A 23,017-nucleotide genomic window follows, 5' to 3' on the forward strand; every position below is an offset into this window, starting at 1 on the left:
CGGTGCCGGGTAGTGGTGGTTCAGGTGGTTCAGGCGCGGCGGGTTTGGCGGACCGATCTTTAAAAACTAACAGCCGATAAGTGTGGGCGCTTGATGCGGAATGCGGCGGCGGATTCTCCGGAGTCTGCTGTCAGGCAGAAGTATCAGAAGCCTCACACAGTATTAGAGGAAGGTTTGTCTGTCGAAAGACGGATCAATCATCGTCAGTACGTTGAGTGAGCGACCGGGTTCGAGAGAGCCCGAACACAGTAACAGGTTTGAACTGAAGAGTTTGATCCTGGCTCAGATTGAACGCTGGCGGCATGCCTTACACATGCAAGTCGAACGGCAGCACGGACTTCGGTCTGGTGGCGAGTGGCGAACGGGTGAGTAATACATCGGAACGTGTCCTGGAGTGGGGGATAGCCCGGCGAAAGCCGGATTAATACCGCATACGCTCGGGAGAGGAAAGCGGGGGATCTTTCGGGACCTCGCGCTCAAGGGGCGGCCGATGGCAGATTAGGTAGTTGGTGGGGTAAAGGCCTACCAAGCCGACGATCTGTAGCTGGTCTGAGAGGACGACCAGCCACACTGGGACTGAGACACGGCCCAGACTCCTACGGGAGGCAGCAGTGGGGAATTTTGGACAATGGGCGCAAGCCTGATCCAGCAATGCCGCGTGTGTGAAGAAGGCCTTCGGGTTGTAAAGCACTTTTGTCCGGAAAGAAAACCTCGTGGCTAATATCCGTGAGGGATGACGGTACCGGAAGAATAAGCACCGGCTAACTACGTGCCAGCAGCCGCGGTAATACGTAGGGTGCGAGCGTTAATCGGAATTACTGGGCGTAAAGCGTGCGCAGGCGGTGCTGTAAGACCGATGTGAAATCCCCGGGCTTAACCTGGGAACTGCATTGGTGACTGCAGCGCTGGAGTATGGCAGAGGGGGGTGGAATTCCACGTGTAGCAGTGAAATGCGTAGAGATGTGGAGGAACACCGATGGCGAAGGCAGCCCCCTGGGCCAATACTGACGCTCATGCACGAAAGCGTGGGGAGCAAACAGGATTAGATACCCTGGTAGTCCACGCCCTAAACGATGTCAACTGGTTGTCGGGCCTTCATTGGCTTGGTAACGTAGCTAACGCGTGAAGTTGACCGCCTGGGGAGTACGGTCGCAAGATTAAAACTCAAAGGAATTGACGGGGACCCGCACAAGCGGTGGATGATGTGGATTAATTCGATGCAACGCGAAAAACCTTACCTACCCTTGACATGTATGGAATCCTGCCGAGAGGCGGGAGTGCCCGAAAGGGAGCCATAACACAGGTGCTGCATGGCTGTCGTCAGCTCGTGTCGTGAGATGTTGGGTTAAGTCCCGCAACGAGCGCAACCCTTGTCCCTAGTTGCTACGCAAGAGCACTCCAGGGAGACTGCCGGTGACAAACCGGAGGAAGGTGGGGATGACGTCAAGTCCTCATGGCCCTTATGGGTAGGGCTTCACACGTCATACAATGGTCGGAACAGAGGGTTGCCAAGCCGCGAGGTGGAGCCAATCCCAGAAAACCGATCGTAGTCCGGATCGCACTCTGCAACTCGGGTGCGTGAAGCTGGAATCGCTAGTAATCGCGGATCAGCATGCCGCGGTGAATACGTTCCCGGGTCTTGTACACACCGCCCGTCACACCATGGGAGTGGGTTTTACCAGAAGTGGCTAGTCTAACCGCAAGGAGGACGGTCACCACGGTAGGATTCATGACTGGGGTGAAGTCGTAACAAGGTAGCCGTATCGGAAGGTGCGGCTGGATCACCTCCTTTCCAGAGCTGTGCATTCATTGCACTCAAGTGCTCACGCTTATCGGCTGTGGTTAGAAGCAACGCAGACAGACTTCAGGGGTCTGTAGCTCAGCCGGTTAGAGCACCGTCTTGATAAGGCGGGGGTCGATGGTTCGAATCCATCCAGACCCACCACGGTCTTGTCTGGTGAGCTGAAGGGCTGGGGCCGCTGGAATATCTGTGGGACTGGGGGATTAGCTCAGCTGGGAGAGCACCTGCTTTGCAAGCAGGGGGTCGTCGGTTCGATCCCGTCATCCTCCACCAATCCTCAATGCGCAGGGTTCTGCATGAAGGCAGAGCGTTGCGCATTGGCGATTGAGCCAGTCAGAGCGGTATGAGGCACAGGCTTCATACCGGCTGCCGTTCTTTAACAATCAGGAAGAAGTAGTAAAGAGATTCACGAAAGGCGCCTGGAGATGGGTGCCGAGTAGGTGAATCAGGGTTGTGATTGTATCGATGTATTTTAAAGGTGATCGAAAGATTGCCTTGGAATACGGCGCAACACGAATACTCAACCTGTAGCGAGTGCGTCTATCCCCTCCGGGGATGGGACCCACGTAAGCGCTAAAGCGCTAACGTGGGTCGACACAGAGACACACCCGTTATAGGGTCAAGCGAACAAGTGCATGTGGTGGATGCCTTGGCGATCACAGGCGATGAAGGACGCGGTAGCCTGCGAAAAGCTCCGGGGAGCTGGCAAACGAGCATTGATCCGGAGATGTCCGAATGGGGAAACCCACTCCTAATGGAGTATCCGTAGCTGAATCCATAGGCTACGTGAAGCGAACGCGGTGAACTGAAACATCTAAGTAACCGCAGGAAAAGAAATCAACCGAGATTCCCAGAGTAGTGGCGAGCGAAATGGGATCAGCCGGTACACGTTATCCGTATTGTTAGTCGAACGCTCTGGAAAGTGCGGCCATAGCAGGTGATAGCCCTGTAGACGAAAACAGCATGGAAGAACTGGGTGTACGAGAAGTAGGGCGGGACACGTGAAATCCTGTCTGAAGATGGGGGGACCATCCTCCAAGGCTAAATACTCGTGATCGACCGATAGTGAACCAGTACCGTGAGGGAAAGGCGAAAAGAACCCCGGGAGGGGAGTGAAACAGATCCTGAAACCGCATGCATACAAACAGTCGGAGCCCCGCTTTAAGCGCTTTCGGCGCATTCATGAAATGAATGCGTCAAAAGACATCAAGTCTGAAACATGACCACTGCGCGCTTGAAGTGGATTTAAGCGCGAGAGCGCTTAAAGCGGGGTGACGGCGTACCTTTTGTATAATGGGTCAGCGACTTACATTCAGTGGCGAGCTTAACCGATTAGGGCAGGCGTAGCGAAAGCGAGTCCGAACAGGGCGTCCAGTCGCTGGGTGTAGACCCGAAACCAGGTGATCTATCCATGGCCAGGTTGAAGGCACGGTAACACGTGCTGGAGGACCGAACCCACTAACGTTGAAAAGTTAGGGGATGAGCTGTGGATAGGGGTGAAAGGCTAAACAAACCTGGAAATAGCTGGTTCTCTCCGAAAACTATTTAGGTAGTGCCTCGTGTGTCACCTTCGGGGGTAGAGCACTGTCATGGTTGTGGGGTCCATTGCGGATTACTACGCCATAGCAAACTCCGAATACCGAAGAGTGCAATCACGGGAGACAGACATCGGGTGCTAACGTCCGGTGTCAAGAGGGAAACAACCCAGACCGCCAGCTAAGGTCCCCAAATATGGCTAAGTGGGAAACGAAGTGGGAAGGCTAAAACAGTCAGGAGGTTGGCTTAGAAGCAGCCACCCTTTAAAGAAAGCGTAATAGCTCACTGATCGAGTCGTCCTGCGCGGAAGATGTAACGGGGCTAAGCCATATACCGAAGCTGCGGATGCACAGTAATGTGCATGGTAGGAGAGCGTTCCGTAAGCCTGCGAAGGTGCACTGGAAAGTGTGCTGGAGGTATCGGAAGTGCGAATGCTGACATGAGTAGCGATAAAGGGGGTGAAAGGCCCCCTCGCCGTAAGCCCAAGGTTTCCTACGCAACGTTCATCGGCGTAGGGTGAGTCGGCCCCTAAGGCGAGGCAGAAATGCGTAGCTGATGGGAAGCAGATTAATATTTCTGCACCATTGTGAAATGCGATGGGGGGACGGATCGCGGAAGGTTGTCCGGGTGTTGGAAGTCCCGGTCCTTGCATTGGAGAAGGCGCTTTGGCAAATCCGGGCGCGCAATTCAAGGGTGCGAGGCGAGTCGCCTAGGCGACGAAGCAACTGGAAGGGGTTCCAGGAAAAGCCTCTAAGCTTCAGTTTCACAGTGACCGTACCGCAAACCGACACAGGTGGGCGAGATGAGTATTCTAAGGCGCTTGAGAGAACTCGGGAGAAGGAACTCGGCAAATTGGTACCGTAACTTCGGGATAAGGTACGCCCTCATAGCCTGACTGGCCTGCGCCAGAAGGGTGAAAGGGTTGCAATAAACTGGTGGCTGCGACTGTTTAATAAAAACACAGCACTCTGCAAACACGAAAGTGGACGTATAGGGTGTGACGCCTGCCCGGTGCCGGAAGATTAAATGATGGGGTGCAAGCTCCTGATTGAAGTCCCGGTAAACGGCGGCCGTAACTATAACGGTCCTAAGGTAGCGAAATTCCTTGTCGGGTAAGTTCCGACCTGCACGAATGGCGTAACGATGGCCACACTGTCTCCTCCCGAGACTCAGCGAAGTTGAAGTGTTTGTGATGATGCAATCTCCCCGCGGCTAGACGGAAAGACCCCATGAACCTTTACTGTAGCTTTGCATTGGACTTTGAACCGGTCTGTGTAGGATAGGTGGGAGGCTATGAAGTTGGGACGCCAGTCTCAATGGAGCCGTCCTTGAAATACCACCCTGATCTGTTTGAGGTTCTAACCTTGGCCCGTGATCCGGGTCGGGGACAGTGCATGGTAGGCAGTTTGACTGGGGCGGTCTCCTCCCAAAGTGTAACGGAGGAGTACGAAGGTACGCTAAGTACGGTCGGAAATCGTGCTGATAGTGCAATGGCATAAGCGTGCTTGACTGTGAGACTGACAAGTCGAACAGGTGCGAAAGCAGGTCATAGTGATCCGGTGGTTCTGTATGGAAGGGCCATCGCTCAACGGATAAAAGGTACTCTGGGGATAACAGGCTGATACCGCCCAAGAGTTCATATCGACGGCGGTGTTTGGCACCTCGATGTCGGCTCATCTCATCCTGGGGCTGTAGCCGGTCCCAAGGGTATGGCTGTTCGCCATTTAAAGAGGTACGTGAGCTGGGTTTAAAACGTCGTGAGACAGTTTGGTCCCTATCTGCCGTGGGCGCTGGATATTTGAAGGGGGCTGCTCCTAGTACGAGAGGACCGGAGTGGACGAACCTCTGGTGTACCGGTTGTCACGCCAGTGGCATCGCCGGGTAGCTATGTTCGGAAGAGATAACCGCTGAAAGCATCTAAGCGGGAAACTCGCCTTAAGATGAGATATCCCCGGGGCTTCGAGCCCCTTGAAGGGTCGTTCAAGACCAGGACGTTGATAGGTCAGGTGTGCACGTACAGTAATGTACTGAGCTAACTGATACTAATTGCCCGTAAGGCTTGATCCTATAACAGGTGTGTCTCGACCCGCGTTAGTGCTTGAGCACTTACGCCGGTCCGATCCCCGAAGGGGATTGGTGTGAACTCCCGCGGGAGCCAACAGAAACGCACGGTTGGGATTCAGTGTTGTGCCAGAAACAACACAACCCCCACACTCGAATCCTTTACGCTTCTTCCCGATTGGCTGTGGCGCAAGCGGTTGACTCCAGCCCTGCGACGCAGCAACCCGTCATGCCTGATGACCATAGCGAGTCGGTCCCACCCCTTCCCATCCCGAACAGGACCGTGAAACGACTCCACGCCGATGATAGTGCGGATTGCCCGTGTGAAAGTAGGTAATCGTCAGGCTCCCCTCCAGTCAGAAACCCCACCCGCCGCGGTGGGGTTTTTGCGTTTACGCGGCCCAAATCAACAGCAACATGCTCGACCGAGCACGAACAATAAGCGTGGTCGGACGCCGTTGCCAGCCACTGCCAAAAGTAGCCTGTTGATCGACGCTTTTTTGCGCATATGACCTGCGCACAAACAAGCGTCTAGCTCGTCCCGAGCGCTGCTCGGCGGCGTTCCCGCGCTCAACGCTAGCCTCCCGCACGCACGCATCTAAGGACACAAGGACTCTCTTACTATATCGGATAGTCTTATGCGTATCAGTAAGCCAAATCATTACGTGGAAAGGGCGATTTCAAGGTCGAAGCGCAACGGCGGGTTTAATTGTAGTGGTCAAGTTATTTCGGACAGGCTGATAGGTTCTTTTACTGTCGGTTTTGCCTCGTAGGCAACGGGCGACAGATAGCCCAAAGTCGAATGCGGACGACTCTCACGCTACATAGGATCTGATTGTTCGCTGGGTCGCTGCGCGCTGGCCAACGTGCGGCCGCAATCATGAGCCTCATCCGCTCAGCGCAACTCAACGGTCACGAACCCCACGCATATCTGAAAGACATCGGGACACGGCCGCCCACCCACAGGGCAAGCGACATCGCCGCATTGCTGCCACATAACTGGCAACCTCTTACCGCTGTCGCCTGATTCACCGTCCGTCAACGTGGGTTCGCCAGCCGCTTACCGCACGCACGTAAGGTGCCGGATCATACGGAAGTTGGCCTGTCCCTGCCACGGAAACGCGGCCAGCACCAGCCGGATCGCCATATCGAAAGGCGTGCGTCGGCCGATTCCGAGTACCTCTAAACGGCTCGATGCCAGATGACAGTTGTGCGGGCGCGGCGTCGCGTCGGTGGGTGTGCGCTGGGGCGTCAGACGCGCGTCGAGTTGAAACGCTTCTGCCAGGCGCACGGCGATCTCGTACTTGTTCATCGGTTCGTCGCCCGACCATTGCACGATGCCAGAGACCGTTTCGCCGCGCGCGTGCCGCTCGAGCATCTGTCGGATCACGAAAGCGACATCGGGCGTGAACGTAGGATAGCGGATCGCCCAAGCGTCCATCCTGGCAGCCTGGGCCCCCGGCACCGCCGCCGCTGCAATCGACGGCACGAGGCTAGTCACGGCCGATTCCGACCAACTGACGATCGGACCATATAGCAGCGGCAGACGCAGCACGCATCCGCCCTCGGCCGTGTCGGTCAGCGCTCGCTCGCCTTCGAGCTTGCTCTGTCCGTACGCGTTCAGTGGCGCAGGTGTGCTGTCGTGACGATAGGGCGGGTGCGTGCCGTCGAACACGTAGTCAGTCGAGATCGACAGTGTCCACGCGCCGTGTCGGTTCGCCGCCCCGGCGATCATTCGCACGGCATCGACGTTCAGCGCGCGAGCAAGCGCCGGGTCGCGCTCGCATACATCGGGACGGCGCTCCGCCGCGGCAATCACGACGGCATCCGGCGCTACGCGGTCGACGAAACGCTCGACCGCAACGCTATCGCGAACATCCAACGCGACCATTCGCGGGGACGTTCGGCTATATGCGGTGGAGACGGTCTGCCAGCCGGTCTGGCGCGCGAGTTCGTCGTTGAGCGCGCGGCCGAGCAATCCGGAACCACCTATTACGGCAACCTTGAACATGCGCGGCACCCTCAGCGCACAGACGTGACCGTGTATCCGGCCTCGTCAATCGCGGCCTTCAGCGCATCGACGGGTTGCGCCGACTCCACGAGCACGCGGCCGGTCGCGAGATCCACCTGAACCTGCGCGGCGGCGTCGTGCTCGCGAATCGCGCTCGTGACAGCGGCAACGCAGTGCTGGCAGCTCATGCCTTCTACATGGAGTTCGATTGTCATTGCAAAGACCTCGGCGGAATCAGATTGCGGATAGTCGAATTATGCCTGCCGTACCTTGTTTGGGTAGCTGACCTTCCCACCATGGGAAGGAGTACGATCGACTGGAGTTCAGCCGCAACCTTGAGGAAAGAGTCATGAACATAGGCGAAGCGGCCCGCGTGTCGGGCGTTACGGCAAAAATGATCCGCTACTACGAAAGTGTCGGCCTATTGACTGCGAAGGCGCGCACGAGCGCCGGTTATCGCGTGTATGGCCCGCAGGAAGTGCATTCCTTGCGCTTTATTCGCCAGGCTCGCCGGCTCGGATTTCTGGTCGAGGATATCCGGCGGCTGCTTGCTCTATGGCACGACCGCTCGCGTGCAAGTGCCGAAGTAAAGCGGATCGCGCTCGAACATGTCGCCGAACTCGATCGCCGCATCGCCGAACTGACGGACATGCGCGACACTCTCGCGCATCTGGCCGATCATTGCCATGGTGATGACCGGCCAGATTGTCCGATTATCGAGCGACTGGCGGACACCGATCTTGTATCGGGACAAGGTTGCCGTCCGCTTTAGCGGCTAATCGAAGTGCAACCCGGCCTGCCGATTCTTAAGGTCGAGCGATTCATGCACCGAAAGTGCGCATAAAAATTGCGGAAATGACGTCCACTTAAAGGACGCCTGGATGAATCCCAATAAAATCAGGAACTGCATTGCACCTTGCCGGTGCGCTATTCCAAAACGGAATGCACACCATGCGGGCATTTCACTGTTCAGGTTGCACCTTAAGGCTATAATGCGGGTTAACCCTTTTACGGGAAATCCCTGATGTCAAATCACCGGGGATTCGATCTGATCCTTGGAGAACATCATGTTTGCATTCATTCTTGAGAAGCTCAGCACCTGGTTCGAAACCGCGGAACGTAGCCGTCGTGAGGCATATCTCGCCTCGTCGTCGGATATCGTTCAGCTCGAACAGCGCATCCGTTCGCTCGAAACCAACGGCTATTCGCTGTAAGTTTCCGCTTTGAGTTTGACCTGGCGGGGCTGCTTTTGCGCGGCCATTGCAGTACCAATGTCGAGCCCCGTCAAAGCGGGGCTTTGTCGTATCTGGACATCGAAATCCGCGTGTGCCTTCGACGTTCTTTCGAGTGAACGGCGCAAGAAAGCTGCTGATGGCGAATATCGACTAGCTTCGTAACGCGGCCCGCGGTAATGTATGGCGTTTTTCGCGCAAGACGGCATTCATAACCAATCGGGCTGTCCATGTCCTCCGTCCGTTCGCTGCAAACTTTCCGAGCCGTGATGGCCGCGGCCGCCATGGCGACGCTCGCCGCCCTCTGCGCCGCGTCGGACGCATTCGCGGTGTCCGATAACGGGCGCCCCCCCGTGATCCTCGATACGCTTGGCGGCGTCAATAATGGCCAGAGCGGTACCGTACTGCTGAGCTCGCCGCCTGCGCCGGAGCCGATCGTCGCCGCGCCGCCGATCGCGGCACCGGTCGAGCTGCCTCCGGAATCGTCGCCGCCGTTCGTGGTCGCGCCGTATATCCAATTGCCGGCGGGTGGTGGCGTGCCGCCGCGGTCGATGCCTCGAGCGGTGCCCCTTCCGCAATAGGTACCGACGGCGCGAAAGATCGTCGGCGGTGCTTCTGCGGTCCCGTTTCTCCCCCATACGCCAGCTTGCCTCGCACCCGACAATCTCATTCGGGTTTGGGCGCATGGCGTCCGTGAAACCGTCCGACGACAATCGTTGCACGCCTCGCCGCCGTGAGCTTCGATCTCGGCATGTGCGCCTGCGTCACTGCTTCGAACGGAAAACACAACAAGGAGACGTCACCATGCTCAATCAATGGATGCAGCGTGCGACGCGCACCTGCGTGATGCTGCTCGCACTGGCTGCGTTGCCCGGCGCTGGGTTCGCGAAGGACACGCCGGAAATGCCGACACTGACGATGGCCGTCGGCGGCTTACCTGGCCTCTACTATCTGCCGGTCCTCGCCGCACAGCAACTCGGCTACTTCAAGGACGAAGGCCTGAACGTCACGCTCGAAGACTTCGCGGGCGGCTCGAAAGCGCTCGAAGCGGTGGTGGGCGGCAGCGCCGAAGTCGGCGCGGGCGCGTTCGAGCACACGTTGTTCATGCAGGCGAAGGGTCAGCACTATCGCGCGTTCGTGTTGATGGGCCGCGCACCGCAGATCGTGATCGGCGTGGTGAAGTCGAAGGCCGATCAGATCAAGTCGCTCGCGGACTTCAAAGGCGCGAAGGTCGGCGTGAGCGCACCGGGTTCGTCGACGGATCTCGTGCTCACTGTTGCGTTGCGCAAGGCCGGCGTGCAGCGCAGCGACATTTCGGCGATCGGCGTCGGCAGCGGCGCGACGGTGCTGGCCGCGGTGGGCAGTGGGCAGATCGACGCGCTGTCCAATGTCGATCCAATGATGACCAAGCTCACGCGGAGCGGCGCCATCAAGGTGCTTGTCGATACGCGCACGGTGAAAGGCACGCAGGAGGTGTTCGGCGGCATGATGCCCGCGGCGACGCTTTACGCGGCCGAAAGCTTCATCCAGAAAAATCCGAAGACAACGCAGGCGCTGACCAACGCGATCGTGCGTGCGAATCATTGGCTGCAGACTGCGAGCGACGCGGATCTGCTGAAGATGGTGCCGCAAGCCTATCTATTGGGCGACCCGACGCTCTATCTCGACGCCTTTCACAACGTGCGCGACGCGTATTCGCCGGACGGACTGATGCCCGCTGATGGCCCGGCGACGTCGCTGCGCGCGTTGTCGTCGTTCGATAGCCGGCTCGATCCGAAGAAGATCGATCTGAGTGCTACCTATACGAACCAGTTCGCGAGCAAGGCGGCGGCGCAGTTCAAGTGAGCGTATGCGGAGATCGGGTTGCGCAAGACAGGTGACGGGGAACCGCGCGCGGCACGCTCACGCGCCGCTCATCACGTTCAATTGCCGCGATATTCGACCTTGAACGTCGCAGCCTTGTCCTCGCCTAGCGTTTTGACGAGCCATGGCATCTGATCCTTCAGCGTCTTGGCGAGCGTATACGGCGGATTCAGGATGAACATGCCGCTACCGAACAGCCCATAGCCGTCTTCCGGGGGATTGCTGACGGTCAGGCTGACGTGCAGCCAGTTGTCCTTCTGCAACTGCTTCAGTTGATCGGGAAAGCGCTGCGACTCAGGGCGCTTGACCTGCGGATACCAGACCGCATACGTGCCGGTCGGAAACCGCTTCAGACTTTCCTCGACACAGCGCAGCGTGCGCCCGTAATCGCGCTTGTCTTCATACGACGGGTCGAGCAGGATCAGCGCGCGGCGCGGCGCGGGCGGCAACAGCGTGAGAATCCCGTCGAAGCCGTCGCCCGCATACAGCATTGCGCGTCGGCCCGCGTCGCGAAAATTGTGGCGCAGCACGTCGATCTCGGTGCTGTGCAATTCGAAGAGCCGCATACGATCCTGCGCGCGCAGTTGTCGCCACGCAAGATACGGCGAGCCCGGATAAAAATGCAACTGGCCATCGGCATTGAGCGCGCTGACTTCATCGACGTATTCAGCGAACAGCGGCGGGAGATCGTTGCGGCCCCACAGTTTCGCAATACCCGTCTCGAACTCGCCGGTCTTCGTCGCGTAGCCTTCCTTCAGCGAGTAAACGCCGGCGCCCGCGTGCGTGTCGATATACCAGTAGGCCTTGTCCTTCTGGCCAAGGTAGCGCAGGAGCTGCAACACGACGGCGTGTTTCAGAACGTCGGCGTGATTGCCGGCATGAAAGGCGTGGCGGTAGCTGAGCATGATGAGAGGACGCTGAGAGAGCGCAGGCTGGCCCGAAGGAGCCGGCGACGCGCGGTCGCGTATTGTACGCGACCGCGCGTGCCCGGATAGCCACCCGGTGCGTGGCGCTGCGTGCGCGATTACTCGTGCGCGTCGCCGATGATCTCCTCGATCCGCTGCTTTATCTCCGGTGTGATGCGCTTGGCCACCTCGGCGGACTGCATGTTTTCGCCGATCTGTTCGACACGCGAGGCGCCGGTGATCACCGTGCTGACATTCGGATTCTTCAGAATCCACGCGATCGCGAGCTGACCGACCGTGCAGCCGAGTTCGTCGGCGACCGCGCCGAGCTGGCCGACCACGTTGTTCCGGGTCGGGTCCGTGAGCTGCTGGCGCAGCCAGTCATAGCCCTGCAACTGCGCGCGACTGTCGGCTGGCACGCCGTCACGATATTTGCCGGTGAACAGACCCGATGCGAGTGGGCTCCACGTGGTCAGGCCGAGGCCGATGTCCTCGTAGAGCCGTTTGTATTCCTGCTCGACGCGTTTGCGGTGAAACAGGTTGTATTGCGGCTGCTCCATGACCGGCTTGTGCAGATGATGCCGCTCGGCGATTTCATAGGCGGCGCGAATCTCGTCGGCGCTCCATTCCGAGGTGCCCCAGTACAGCGCCTTGCCGCGCGCGATCATGTCGCTCATTGCCCACACCGTTTCCTCGACCGGCGTGTTCGGGTCCGGACGATGACAGAACACGAGATCCACATAGTCGAGCTGCAGGCGCTTCAGCGACGCGTCGATCGCGTTCATCAGGTACTTGCGGTTCAGCGTGTGGTACTGGTTCGGCGCTTCGTTGAGTCCCCAGAAGAATTTCGTCGACACGACGTAGCTCACGCGCGGCCACGCGAGCTCCTTCAACGCATGGCCCATGATCTCCTCGGATTTGCCGCCCGCGTAGACTTCGGCGTTGTCGAAGAAATTGACGCCCGCGTCGCGCGCCGCGGCAAGCGATTCGCGCGCGGCGCGGTGATCCACCTGGTTGCCGTACGTGACCCATGAGCCGATGGACAACTCGCTCACTTGCAGGCCCGAGCGGCCCAGACGTCGATAATTCATGCATGTCTCCTGATTGGTGATGCCACGGGAATGGAGCCCGGATTCAGCCCGAAAGCGTCCAGTTTAAAGAGATACGGTTCGATGTGCGTTTTACCTATGTCGTTCGCAGGGTTCATGCACAATAGCAAAGTCGGCCGCCGCGCTGCATCCGCCGAACGGTCTATACCGTTTGGCCGACTTCTCGCCGCGCGCGGTCTCGTGGTCTCATTGCTCATCAACTGCATGGAGGTTCTGGATGTCGTCTCTGAACTCGAATCTGAACGGCAAGGTTGCCGTCGTCACTGGCGCCGCGAGCGGCATCGGCAAACAGATCGCGTTGACTCTGTCGGCCGCGGGTGCTGCGGTCGCGATCGCCGACCTGAACCAGGACGGCGCGAACGCCATGGCTGAAGAAATCAGAAAGGGCGGCGGTAAGGCAATCGGCGTGGCAATGGACGTGACGAACGAAGATGCCGTCAACCAGGGGATCGACAAGGTCGCCGAGGAATTCGGTTCGATCGACATTCTCGTTTCCAACGCCGGCATCCAGATCGTCAATCCGATCGAAAACTATTCGTTCTCGGACTGGAAGAAGATGCAGGCCATTCACGTGGACGGCGCGTTCCTGACCACCAAGGCCGCGCTCAAGCACATGTACAAGGACAATCGCGGCGGCGTCGTGATTTACATGGGCTCGGTCCACTCGCATCTCGCCTCGCCGCTGAAGTCGGCGTACGTGACCGCGAAGCACGCTCTGCTGGGCCTGTCGCGCGTGCTTGCCAAGGAGGGCGCTGCGCATAACGTGCGTTCGCACGTCGTGTGTCCGGGCTTCGTGCGCACGCCGCTCGTCGACAAGCAGATTCCCGAGCAGGCGAAAGAATTCGGCATCAGCGAAGAGGAAGTGATCAAGCGTGTGATGCTGGGCGGTACCGTCGACGGTATCTTCACGACGGTCGAAGACGTCGCGCAGACCGTGCTGTTCCTGTCGACATTCCCGAGCGCGGCGCTGACCGGCCAGTCGTTCGTCGTGAGCCACGGCTGGTACATGCACTAAGGGGCGGCCCATGGCGCAACGCAATCTGAAGCGGGCGCGGGCGGGCGTGTCGGGCGACGGGGAGGGCGCGGGTCCGTCGGTCGCCGCCCGCCCGCGCCGGCATCTCCGGTTGCCCAACTACGAAACCGTCGCGCTGATGCTGCAAGGCGGCGGCGCGCTCGGCGCCTATCAGGCCGGCGTCTTTCAGGGACTTTACGAAGCCGGCATCGAACCGAACTGGATTGCGGGCATCTCGATCGGTGCACTGAATACGGCGATCATTGCGGGCAATCCACCGGAACGACGCGTCGAGCGTCTGCTGCAATTCTGGGAGACGATCTGCCAGCCGGCGTTCGGGCCGCCCTTGCCGGCCCCGATCGAGCACCTGCTGTTCAATTCGAGCGAAGCGGTGCGCAAGGCATTTACGGCAGCGCAGGCAATGAGCGCGATCGTCGAAGGGCAAAAGGGCTTTTTCGTGCCGCGTTTCCCACCGCCGTTGCCCACGGTGTCCGGTCCGCCGCAATTGGCGAGCTACTACGACACCACGCCGCTGAAGGCCACGCTCGAGTCGCTGTGTGATTTTGACCGGATTAATTCCGGCGAAATACGCGTGTCGGTGGGCGCGGTGAATTGCGGCACGGGCAATTTCGCGTACTTCGACAATACCCACACCACGCTCAGGCCGGAGCATTTCATAGCGTCTGGCGCGTTGCCGCCGGGCTTCGCGGCTGTCGAGATCGACGGTCAGTTCTACTGGGACGGCGGCCTGATGTCGAATACGCCGCTCTACGAGATGCTCCAGTCCACGCCGCGTCGCGACACGCTCGCGTTTCAGGTCGACCTATGGAGTGCGATCGGGCCGGTGCCGGACAACCTCACCGACGTGCAGGGGCGCATGAAAGACATCCAGTATTCGAGCCGTACGCGTCTCGTGACCGACATGCTGCAGCGCTCGCAGCGTTTCCGCCACGTACTGCGCGAGGTGCTGGACCGTGTGCCAGAAGACCAACGCGACGATCCGTGGTGCAAGCTGGCCGAAGATCTGTCGTGCTCAAAGCGCTACAACGTGATTCACCTGATCTACCGGCACAAGGAATACGAAGGACACTACAAGGACTTTCAATTCGGTCTGTCGACGATGCGCGAGCATTGGCGAAGCGGTCTCGAAGATATTCTCCGTTCTCTCGAGCAGCCCGACTGGCTCGATATGCCGGAAAACGATGCCGGGTTCGTCACGCACGATATTCATCGGGATTCGCGCTGATTCCTCGCGGAGAGCCCCGACGCTGCGCCAACCAAGGCCGAACCGTCAGAAAATAAAAAAACGGCGCCCTTTCAGAAAAGGGCGCCGTTTTTACAGGCGGTGGCAGCGGCGAACCTGCTGCACTTGCACGGCAAGCCTCCGCGCTGTGAATCGCCTTACTTCAGCACGTGAGCAATCGCGGTGGCGACGACGTCGAGGTTGCGCGTATTGAGCGCAGCCACGCAGATGCGGCCCGTGCTGACCGCATAGATACCGAACTCTTCGCGCAGACGGTCCACTTGCGGTGCCGTCAGACCCGAGTACGAGAACATGCCGCGCTGTGCGTTCACGAAGCTGAAGTCACGATCAACGCCGCTTGCCTTCAGACGCTCGACGAGACCATTGCGCATCGCGCGGATGCGCTCGCGCATTTCGCCCAGTTCGCTTTCCCACGTCGCGCGCAGTTCCGGCGATGCGAGCACGGCCGCGACTACCGAGCCGCCGTGCGTCGGCGGGTTCGAGTAGTTGGTGCGGATCACGCGTTTCAGTTGCGACAGCACGCGCGCCGCTTCTTCCTTGCTCGCGGTGATGATCGACAGTGCGCCGACGCGCTCGCCGTACAGCGAGAACGACTTCGAGAACGACGAAGACACGAACACGTTCAGTTCCTGCGCCGCGAACAGACGCACGGCTGCCGCGTCCGCTTCGATGTTGTCGCCGAAGCCCTGGTAGGCGATATCGAGGAACGGCACGAGGTTGCGCGCCTTGACGACCTCGACGACCTGCTTCCACTGCTCGACGCTCAGGTCGACGCCGGTCGGGTTATGGCAGCACGCATGCAGCACGACGATCGTGCCCGCCTCATAGCTGTTCAGCGCGCTCAACATGCCATCGAAGTTCACGCCGTGCGTCTGCGCGTCATAGTACGGATACGATTCGACGACGAAGCCCGCGCCTTCGAACAGCGCGCGGTGATTTTCCCAGCTCGGATCGCTGATCGCGACCTTGCTATTCGGATTCACGCGCTTCAGGAAGTCCGCGCCGATCTTCAGCGCGCCCGTGCCGCCCAGCGCCTGCGCCGTGACGACGCGGCCGGCCGCGATCAGCGGCGAGTCGTTGCCGAGCAGCAGCTTTTGCACGGCGGCATCGTAAGCGGCGATACCTTCGATCGGCAGATAGCCACGCGGCAGCGCGGCTTCGACGCGAGCCCTTTCCGCCTCGCGCACGGCGCGCAGCAGCGGAATCTTGCCTTCTTCATTGAAGTACACGCCAACGCCGAGGTTGACCTTGGTGGCGCGCGTATCGGCGTTGAAAGCTTCGTTCAGGCCCAGAATCGGGTCGCGGGGAGCAAGTTCGACGGCGGAGAACAGAGACATGATGGGTGGGCAGCAGTAGTGAAAAGAGGGCAGCTTCGCGCGCGAGCGGCCTCATCTGGGGCGTCTGCGGCGTTTCGCGGGTGGGCGTGAGTTCGACGAAACGCGAAAATCGGGGACGGCCTATGGACAGCGGCGAGCGAGCGCAACTTCGCATTGTAACGAATCCGGGCGCTTTTTTCGGACGACCAGACGGGCAAAAGGCGATTATTTGCTTGAAAAACAGGCACTGGAGAGCCATGTGGCAGTAAGGAATTCGAGCGGGCGTGGCGATGTCGACGGCGCGAACAGGCCGAGGTGCGCTGTCCATTGGCGCTGACTGCGCCACGATGACGCGTGGCGTGGAGGACAGAGCCCGGGATGGGAGTTCGCGGTAAACCCCGTCAGGGCGCGCAAGTCCGCAAAGGGCCATAACACACCGGCGCCCAGGTCCGCCCTACGTAAGCCCGCTCGATCTTCGCTTTCCGCAACCCGTTAGAATGATTCTTTGCCCAAGGCCCGGTGCCGCCCCTCATGTCCGAACACCATCTGACTGAAGCCGACGATACGCTCGACGAATCAAAATTCATCACGTTCGAAGGTTCGCCGTTCAAGCTCTACCAGCCGTATCTGCCCGCCGGCGACCAGCCTACGGCCATCGACACGCTCGTCGAAGGCGTCGGCGACGGTCTCGCGTTCCAGACGCTGCTCGGCGTGACCGGCTCCGGCAAGACTTTCACGATGGCCAACACGATCGCGCGGCTCGGCCGCCCGGCGATCGTGTTCGCGCCGAACAAGACGCTCGCCGCGCAGCTGTATTCGGAGTTCCGCGAGTTCTTTCCGCGCAACGCGGTCGAGTACTTCGTTTCGTACTACGACTACTACCAGCCGGAAGCGTATGTGCCGCAGCGCGATCTGTTCATCGAGAAAGACTCGTCGATCAACGAGCATATCGAGCAGATGCGGCTGTCGGCGACCAAGAGCCTGATGGAGCGGCGCGACGTGGTGATCGTCGCGACGGTGTCGGCGATTTACGGTATCGGCAATCCGTCCGAATACCACCAGATGATCCTGACGCTGCGCACCGGCGACCGGCTCGGTCAGCGCGACGTCATCGCGCGGCTGATCGCGATGCAGTACAGCCGCAACGAAGCCGACTTCCAGCGCGGCTCGTTCCGCGTGCGCGGCGACACCATCGATATCTTCCCGGCCGAGCACGCCGAGATGGCGGTGCGCGTCGAGTTGTTCGACGACGAGGTCGAGACGCTGCAGCTATTCGATCCGTTGACCGGCCGCGTGCGGCAGAAAATTACGCGCTTTACCGTCTATCCGTCGTCGCACTACGTGACGCCGCGCGATACCGTGCTGCGCGCCGTCGAAACGATCAAGGCCGAGCTGCGCGAGCGCCTCGAATTCTTCTATAGCCAAGGCAAGCTCGTCGAGGCGCAGCGCCTCGAGCAGCGCACCCGCTTTGACCTCGAAATGCTGCAGGAGCTCGGTTTCTGCAAGGGCATCGAGAACTATTCGCGGCACTTCTCGGGCGCGGCGCCGGGCGAGCCGCCGCCGACGCTCGTCGATTACCTGCCGCCCGACGCGATCATGATGCTCGACGAATCGCACGTGCTGATTGGCCAGCTGAACGGCATGTACAACGGCGACCGCGCGCGCAAGGAAAACCTCGTCGACTACGGCTTCCGGCTGCCGTCGGCGCTCGACAACCGGCCGCTCAAGTTCAACGAGTTCGAGCGCAAGATGCGCCAGGTCGTGTTCGTGTCGGCGACGCCTGCCGATTACGAGAAGAGGACCGCGGGGCAGGTCGCCGAACAGCTTGTGCGTCCGACCGGCCTCGTCGACCCTGAAATCGAGGTGCGGCCGGCGCGCAGCCAGGTCGACGACGTGCTTGGCGAGATCAACGAGCGCGTCAAGGCCGGCGACCGCGTGCTGGTCACGACGCTGACCAAACGGATGGCCGAGCAGCTCACCGAGTTCCTGGCCGACCACGGCATCAAGGTGCGCTATCTGCACAGCGACATCGACACGGTCGAGCGCGTCGAGATCATCCGCGATCTGCGTCTCGGCGCGTTCGACGTGCTGGTCGGGATCAACCTGCTGCGCGAGGGGCTCGATATTCCCGAGGTGTCGCTCGTCGCGATTCTCGACGCGGACAAGGAAGGCTTCCTGCGCGCCGAGCGTTCGCTGATCCAGACCATCGGCCGGGCGGCGCGTAACGTGAACGGCAAGGCGATTCTGTACGGAGACAACATCACGGACTCGATGCGTCGCGCGATCGACGAAACCGAGCGGCGCCGTACGAAGCAGATCGCGTTCAACGCCGCGCACGGCATTACGCCGCGCGGCGTCGTGAAACGGATTCGCGACATGATCGATGGCGTGTACAACGTCGACGAAGCGCGTGCCGAGTTGAAGGAGCAGCAGACTCGCGCGAAGTTCGAGGACATGTCCGAGAAGCAACTCGCCAAGGAGATCAAGCGCCTTGAAAAGCAGATGATGGAGCACGCGAAGAATCTCGAATTCGAGAAGGCCGCGCAGACCCGCGACCAGCTTGCGCTGCTGCGTCAGCGCGTGTTCGGCGCGAACGTCGGCGACCACGTGTCGGGCGTCGAATAGCTAGCGTCCCTCCACCGCTTTTGTCCACCACGAAAGGGCGCGGCCATTCGCCGCGCCTGTTCACATCGGCCGGCGCTTTAGGTCCCCCCGCAGCCGTCGGCGCGGCCAACCTGGCCGTGACGAATTCCGCCCCTGTTTCCCCGCCGCACGAGCGTTTCTTAAGCGAGCCTTAAGACCCTGCTGACATCAGGCAGAGCGTGCTGACAGGTTTGTTCTCATCAGCGATCGATGATAAACTCGTCCAATATTGAGAATCGTTCGCATTTAAATTTACATCTGACTTGCGAGCGCAGTGTTTCAACGAAGTCGATTCCCAGTCTGATCAAAACAAGGAGCTTCAATGCGGATTTCTTCCTTTGTGCGCGGTGGCGCGGCAGCGGTAGCTGCTGTCGCGGCGCTGTCGGTCTCGGCCGCCGAATATCCGATTGGCAAGCAGCAGATCCAGGGCGGCATGGAAATCGGCGCGGTCTACCTGCAGCCGGTCACGATGGAACCTGAAGGCATGATGCGCAAGGCGTCGGATTCGGACATTCACCTCGAGTCCGACATCCACGCGGTCAAGAACAATCCGACCGGTTTCGCCGAAGGCGACTGGATGCCGTATCTGCAGGTGCACTACGAACTGACGAAGGCCGGCTCGAACCAGCCGTTGAAGGGCGACCTGATGCCGATGGTCGCGAACGATGGTCCGCACTACGGCGACAACGTCAAGCTGCGAGGCCCGGGCAAGTATCACCTGAAGCTGATCGTCGAACCGCCGATGCAAATGGGCCACATGGCGTTCGGCCGTCACGTCGACAAGGAAACCGGCGTGGGTCCGTGGTTCAAGCCAATCACGCTCGAATACGACTTCACCTTCGCTGGCATCGGCAAGAAGGGCGGTTACTGATCGGCGCGCGGCGCCAACGCGGTCGCTCAACATATCAGTGAATGCAGCAGACGGCGCGCGGACAGTCGGAGTCAAATCTGGCGTTGGTGCGTCGCGTTTTCCGGAAAGGGCAATGAGAATCAACCGAAAGATCGCGATGCTTGGCGCCACGTTTTTCCTGGCGGCCACGGCTCATGCAGCCGACCTGCCGACCTTCAAGCTCGAAATGAACGACGGCAAACTGAACCCGGCCCGCATCGAAGTGCCGGCAGGCCAGCGTATCAAGATCGAAGTACGCAACACCGGCAAGGGCGCGGCCGAATTCGAAAGCGTGCAGTTGCGTAAAGAGAAGGTTCTGGCGCCGGGCGCCGATTCGTTCGTCGTGATCGCTCCGCTGGAGCCGGGCGAATACAAGTTTTTCGACGACTTTCACCAGCAGGCGCAGGGCGTGATCGTCGCGAAGTAAGCAGTGGTCTCGATCGAATGCGAACGCGAACTCGCCACGGCAAGCGGGCGCTGTCGGTCGCGCGAGGCAACGGAAGCGGGCAGTAGAAGGATCGAAGGGAGAGCTTGAATGGGTCAGATTCTGTTCATCGTGTGGCGGGAGAGCGTCGAGGCGCTGCTGGTCGTCGGCATCCTGTACGCGTGGTTGAAAAACGGCGACGACGACGCCCGCCGCGGCTTGCCGTACCTGTGGGGCGGCGTGGCGGCCGGCGTGATCGCGGCGGTGGCGCTCGGCGCGGCGCTGGTCGGCTTCACCGAGGTGCTCTCCGGTGACGCGCAGGATTACTTCCAGACCGCGATGGTGCTCATCGCCTGCGTGCTGATCGTGCAGATGGTGCTGTGGATGAAGCAGCACGGCCGCACGCTGAAGCGCGACATGGAACAGTCGCTGCAAAAGAGCCAGCGCGATTCGAACTGGTGGGGCGTGGCGCTGCTGGTCACACTGGCGATCGCGCGCGAAGGCAGCGAAACCGTGATCTTCCTGTACGGCCTCGGCTTTGGCCAGTCGGGTCATGTCGACGGCAGTCAGATGCTCGCTGTCGTGATCGGTCTCGCGCTTGCGTTCCTGACCTTCTACGTGTTGCAGCTCGGCGGCAAGATCATCTCGTGGCGGCTCTTTTTTCGCGTCACCGAAATCATGCTGCTGTTCCTCGGCGCGGGGCTGTTCCAGACCGGCGTCGACAAGCTGATCGACAAGGAAATCCTGCCGACGCTCGTCGACCAGCTGTGGAATTCGTCGGCGATTCTCGATGACTCGAGCACCTTCGGTTCGCTCGTCGCGACGCTGACCGGCTACCGCGCGCATCCGGCGCTGATGAATCTGCTCGCCTATGCCGTGTATTGGGCGGTCGTTTATCTGCTCGTGCGCCGCGCCAGTCGCAAGCCCGCGCAGCAGACGGTAGGGCGCGCGGCATGAGCGCCGTGATGGCTTCCCGGCCGGGCCGCCTCGCGGCGGCCGGCCAGTGGATGCAGCGCCACGGCGCGGTGATTCGCGGCATCCAGTGGGTCGTGGTCGCGGTGTATGCGTTCCTGATCGTCGTGCCCGCGCTGATGCCGCTGCCGGACGACACCGCGCATCTGTGGAACAACCTGACGCTCGCCGCGCAGTTCGTGTTCTGGGGCATCTGGTGGCCGTTCGTGTTGCTGTCGATGGTGATGCTCGGCCGCGTCTGGTGCGGCGTGCTGTGTCCCGAGGGCGCGCTCGCCGAATTCGCGAGCAAATTCGGCCGCGGCCGCGCTATTCCGCATTGGATGCGCTGGGGCGGCTGGCCGTTCGTCGCGTTCGGCATCACGACGATCTACGGGCAGATGGTGAGCGTCTACCAGTATCCGAAAGCGGTGTTGCTGGTGCTCGGCGGCTCGACCTTCGCGGCAATCGTGATCGGTCTGCTATACGGACGCGAGAAGCGCGTCTGGTGCAAATACCTGTGCCCCGTCAACGGGGTTTTTTCGCTTCTGTCACGGCTCGCGCCGTTTCACTACAAGGTCGACGAAGACGCGTGGCGCCGCTCGTACACGAACGGCGAGCATGGGCATCGCGTGATTCCGATCAACTGCGCGCCGCTCGTGCCGTTGCGCAACATGAAGGGTGCGGCGGACTGCCATATGTGCGGCCGCTGCAGCGGACACCGCGATGCGATCGCGCTGACGTGGCGCAAGCCGTCGACCGAAATCGTGCAGTTGGGCGACAAGAAGGCGAACCCGTGGGACACCGCGCTGATCCTGTACGGCCTGCTCGGCATCGCGATCGGCGCGTTCCACTGGACCGCATCGCGCTGGTTCATCGACCTGAAGATGTTCGCCGCGACGTGGCTCGTCGATCGCGACATCACGTGGCCGCTCGACACCAACGCGCCGTGGTTCCTGTTCACGCATTACCCCGATCAGAACGACGTGTTCTCGTGGCTCGACGGTTCGCTGCTGATCGGCTACATCCTCGCGACGGCGCTCGTCTACGGCACCGCACTGCTGCTGTTGCTGACGGGCGCGACGCGCATGCTCGGGCGCTTCGACGCAACGCGTCTGCATCACTTGACGCAGGGGCTGATTCCGATCGCGGGCGCGGGCGTATTCCTTGGTCTGTCGGCGACGACGCTGTCGCTGCTGCGCGCCGAGCACGTGTCGCTGTGGTGGGCGTCGGGTCTGCGCATCGCAATTCTCGTGATTGCGAGCGCGTGGAGCGCATGGCTCGCGTGGCTTGTCACGCGCCGCTACAGCGAGCGCTTCGTGCAACGCGCGCTGGCGATGTTGTGGTTCGTCGCGGCGCTGGCGGTCGTCAATAGCGCGTGGTGGCTGATGTTCTGGGGCTGGGCGTCGAAGTAAGTCCTTCGCCTGTATCCGGTGCGAACGCAGGCACACGCAAAAAAAAGCCGTGGGATGGTGACATCCCACGGCTTTTTCATTTTCAGCTTCAGCGATGTACGCCGTTGCGCGCATCGGCTTTCGAGCGAGAACCAAAAAAGCGGCCTGGCTTGCTGCGACGGCTGGCTTGGTGTCTGCACGAAGGGGTCTAGTTCTCGCGTGCAAACCGTCGTGGCTGGCTAATGCCTAACACCTCTCTGGGAGGTGGTCCCCACAATACCCGGTACTTACCTCGTGTTGCCTTGCTACTTCGTCAGGATCAGCTTGCCGAGGCGCGTCGCACGCAGTTGATACGTGTCGCCGTTGTGCACGATGCTGATGTGACTATGGCCTTGCAGCAGCGCGTCGCTGCGCACGACCCGTTCCGACGTCTCGCTCTGGCCGGCGGTGCGTTGCGCGCCGGGTTTCGCCGCGGGCGCGGCCGTCGTCGACGATTTCGGGCGGCTGGTTAGCGCGGCCGCCGAGCGGCGCAGGCTGAGCGTGGAGGAGCGAGTCATATCGGTCATTCGTTTTAGCTTGTTCGTCGATTCGATGCGATCATCCTAAATG

Annotated in this window: 17 protein-coding genes, 2 tRNA genes, 3 rRNA genes and 1 pseudogene; 17 read left to right on the forward strand and 6 right to left on the reverse strand. The window is 60.4% G+C overall.

The features are described 5' to 3' along the window. Positions 1 to 259: 259 nt before the first annotated feature. From OKW29_RS21525 to OKW29_RS21550, 6 genes and pseudogenes are all read left to right on the forward strand, one after another. Positions 260 to 1,792 (forward strand): 16S ribosomal RNA (locus OKW29_RS21525). Positions 1,793 to 1,868: 76 nt separating this feature from the next. Next, positions 1,869 to 1,945 (forward strand) — tRNA-Ile (locus OKW29_RS21530). 53 nt (positions 1,946 to 1,998) lie between these two features. After that, positions 1,999 to 2,074 (forward strand) — tRNA-Ala (locus OKW29_RS21535). Positions 2,075 to 2,418: 344 nt separating this feature from the next. Continuing rightward, positions 2,419 to 5,404, forward strand: a 23S ribosomal RNA gene (locus OKW29_RS21540). 226 nt (positions 5,405 to 5,630) lie between these two features. Further along, positions 5,631 to 5,744 (forward strand): 5S ribosomal RNA (gene rrf, locus OKW29_RS21545). The 16S, 23S and 5S rRNA genes sit together here with 2 tRNA genes alongside, the layout of an rRNA operon. Positions 5,745 to 6,233: 489 nt before the next feature. Beyond that, positions 6,234 to 6,425 (forward strand): annotated as a pseudogene (locus OKW29_RS21550) (transposase domain-containing protein); the annotation flags it as partial. 33 nt (positions 6,426 to 6,458) lie between these two features. On the opposite strand, the gene OKW29_RS21555 reads toward OKW29_RS21550, so the two are convergent. Beyond that, positions 6,459 to 7,409: a dTDP-4-dehydrorhamnose reductase family protein gene (locus tag OKW29_RS21555; protein ID WP_429292555.1), complete on the reverse strand. Its 951-nt coding sequence runs from the start codon at positions 7,407 to 7,409 to the stop codon at positions 6,459 to 6,461. Positions 7,410 to 7,420: 11 nt separating this feature from the next. Next, positions 7,421 to 7,624, reverse strand: coding sequence for a heavy-metal-associated domain-containing protein (locus OKW29_RS21560; protein ID WP_090803824.1), 204 nt, complete (start codon positions 7,622 to 7,624; stop codon positions 7,421 to 7,423). 134 nt (positions 7,625 to 7,758) lie between these two features. Between OKW29_RS21560 and cueR the strand changes: the two genes are divergently transcribed. The 4 genes from cueR (at position 7,759) to OKW29_RS21580 (ending at position 10,486) form a co-directional block, all read left to right on the forward strand. Then, on the forward strand, positions 7,759 to 8,181 hold the full coding sequence (cueR, locus tag OKW29_RS21565; RefSeq protein WP_018418651.1) for a Cu(I)-responsive transcriptional regulator: 423 nt from the start codon (positions 7,759 to 7,761) through the stop codon (positions 8,179 to 8,181). A 295-nt stretch (positions 8,182 to 8,476) separates the two neighbouring features. Beyond that, positions 8,477 to 8,623, forward strand: a complete 147-nt coding sequence (locus tag OKW29_RS21570) for a DUF3563 family protein (RefSeq protein WP_018418650.1) — start codon at positions 8,477 to 8,479, stop codon at positions 8,621 to 8,623. 248 nt (positions 8,624 to 8,871) lie between these two features. Continuing rightward, positions 8,872 to 9,222, forward strand: coding sequence for a hypothetical protein (locus tag OKW29_RS21575; protein WP_429292556.1), 351 nt, complete (start codon positions 8,872 to 8,874; stop codon positions 9,220 to 9,222). 223 nt (positions 9,223 to 9,445) lie between these two features. Further along, positions 9,446 to 10,486: an ABC transporter substrate-binding protein gene (locus OKW29_RS21580; RefSeq protein WP_187619694.1), complete on the forward strand. Its 1,041-nt coding sequence runs from the start codon at positions 9,446 to 9,448 to the stop codon at positions 10,484 to 10,486. Between the two features lie 77 nt (positions 10,487 to 10,563). Here the strand turns inward: OKW29_RS21580 and OKW29_RS21585 are convergent, their stop codons facing one another. After that, a complete protein-coding gene (locus tag OKW29_RS21585; protein ID WP_184032566.1) occupies positions 10,564 to 11,409 on the reverse strand; it encodes a 23S rRNA (adenine(2030)-N(6))-methyltransferase RlmJ in 846 nt (281 codons plus the stop codon). Between the two features lie 119 nt (positions 11,410 to 11,528). Further along, complete coding sequence (locus OKW29_RS21590) at positions 11,529 to 12,500, reverse strand: potassium channel beta subunit family protein (RefSeq protein ID WP_429292557.1); 972 nt, start codon at positions 12,498 to 12,500, stop codon at positions 11,529 to 11,531. Between the two features lie 235 nt (positions 12,501 to 12,735). Between OKW29_RS21590 and OKW29_RS21595 the strand changes: the two genes are divergently transcribed. Both OKW29_RS21595 and OKW29_RS21600 read left to right on the forward strand, forming a co-directional pair. Further along, positions 12,736 to 13,533, forward strand: coding sequence for a 3-hydroxybutyrate dehydrogenase (locus OKW29_RS21595; RefSeq protein ID WP_429292558.1), 798 nt, complete (start codon positions 12,736 to 12,738; stop codon positions 13,531 to 13,533). A gap of 10 nt (positions 13,534 to 13,543) precedes the next feature. After that, positions 13,544 to 14,776, forward strand: coding sequence for a patatin-like phospholipase family protein (locus OKW29_RS21600; protein WP_429292559.1), 1,233 nt, complete (start codon positions 13,544 to 13,546; stop codon positions 14,774 to 14,776). Between the two features lie 155 nt (positions 14,777 to 14,931). On the opposite strand, the gene OKW29_RS21605 is transcribed toward OKW29_RS21600, so the two are convergent. After that, a complete protein-coding gene (locus tag OKW29_RS21605) occupies positions 14,932 to 16,131 on the reverse strand; it encodes an amino acid aminotransferase (RefSeq protein ID WP_429292560.1) in 1,200 nt (399 codons plus the stop codon). A 510-nt stretch (positions 16,132 to 16,641) separates the two neighbouring features. Here OKW29_RS21605 and uvrB point away from each other — a divergent pair. From uvrB to OKW29_RS21630, 5 genes are all read left to right on the forward strand, one after another. Next, positions 16,642 to 18,735: an excinuclease ABC subunit UvrB gene (gene uvrB / locus OKW29_RS21610; protein WP_429292561.1), complete on the forward strand. Its 2,094-nt coding sequence runs from the start codon at positions 16,642 to 16,644 to the stop codon at positions 18,733 to 18,735. A gap of 340 nt (positions 18,736 to 19,075) precedes the next feature. Further along, positions 19,076 to 19,624 (forward strand): iron transporter, encoded by a 549-nt coding sequence (locus tag OKW29_RS21615; protein ID WP_429292562.1) that lies wholly within the window; start codon positions 19,076 to 19,078, stop codon positions 19,622 to 19,624. A 112-nt stretch (positions 19,625 to 19,736) separates the two neighbouring features. Next, a complete protein-coding gene (locus OKW29_RS21620; RefSeq protein ID WP_429292563.1) occupies positions 19,737 to 20,069 on the forward strand; it encodes a cupredoxin domain-containing protein in 333 nt (110 codons plus the stop codon). Between the two features lie 108 nt (positions 20,070 to 20,177). Continuing rightward, on the forward strand, positions 20,178 to 21,023 hold the full coding sequence (locus tag OKW29_RS21625) for an FTR1 family iron permease (RefSeq protein ID WP_429292564.1): 846 nt from the start codon (positions 20,178 to 20,180) through the stop codon (positions 21,021 to 21,023). Next, on the forward strand, positions 21,020 to 22,429 hold the full coding sequence (locus OKW29_RS21630; protein WP_429292565.1) for a 4Fe-4S binding protein: 1,410 nt from the start codon (positions 21,020 to 21,022) through the stop codon (positions 22,427 to 22,429). Before OKW29_RS21625 ends, OKW29_RS21630 begins: the two co-directional genes overlap by 4 nt. A 284-nt stretch (positions 22,430 to 22,713) precedes the next feature. Here OKW29_RS21630 and hemP read toward each other — a convergent pair whose 3' ends face one another. Beyond that, the gene (hemP, locus tag OKW29_RS21635) at positions 22,714 to 22,974 is read right to left on the reverse strand and encodes a hemin uptake protein HemP (protein ID WP_090803846.1); all 261 of its coding nucleotides are present in this window, start codon (positions 22,972 to 22,974) and stop codon (positions 22,714 to 22,716) included. Positions 22,975 to 23,017 lie beyond the last annotated feature (43 nt).

Source organism: Paraburkholderia sp. CI3, from assembly GCF_050436505.1.
Classification (GTDB): Bacteria; Pseudomonadota; Gammaproteobacteria; order Burkholderiales; family Burkholderiaceae; genus Paraburkholderia; species Paraburkholderia tuberum.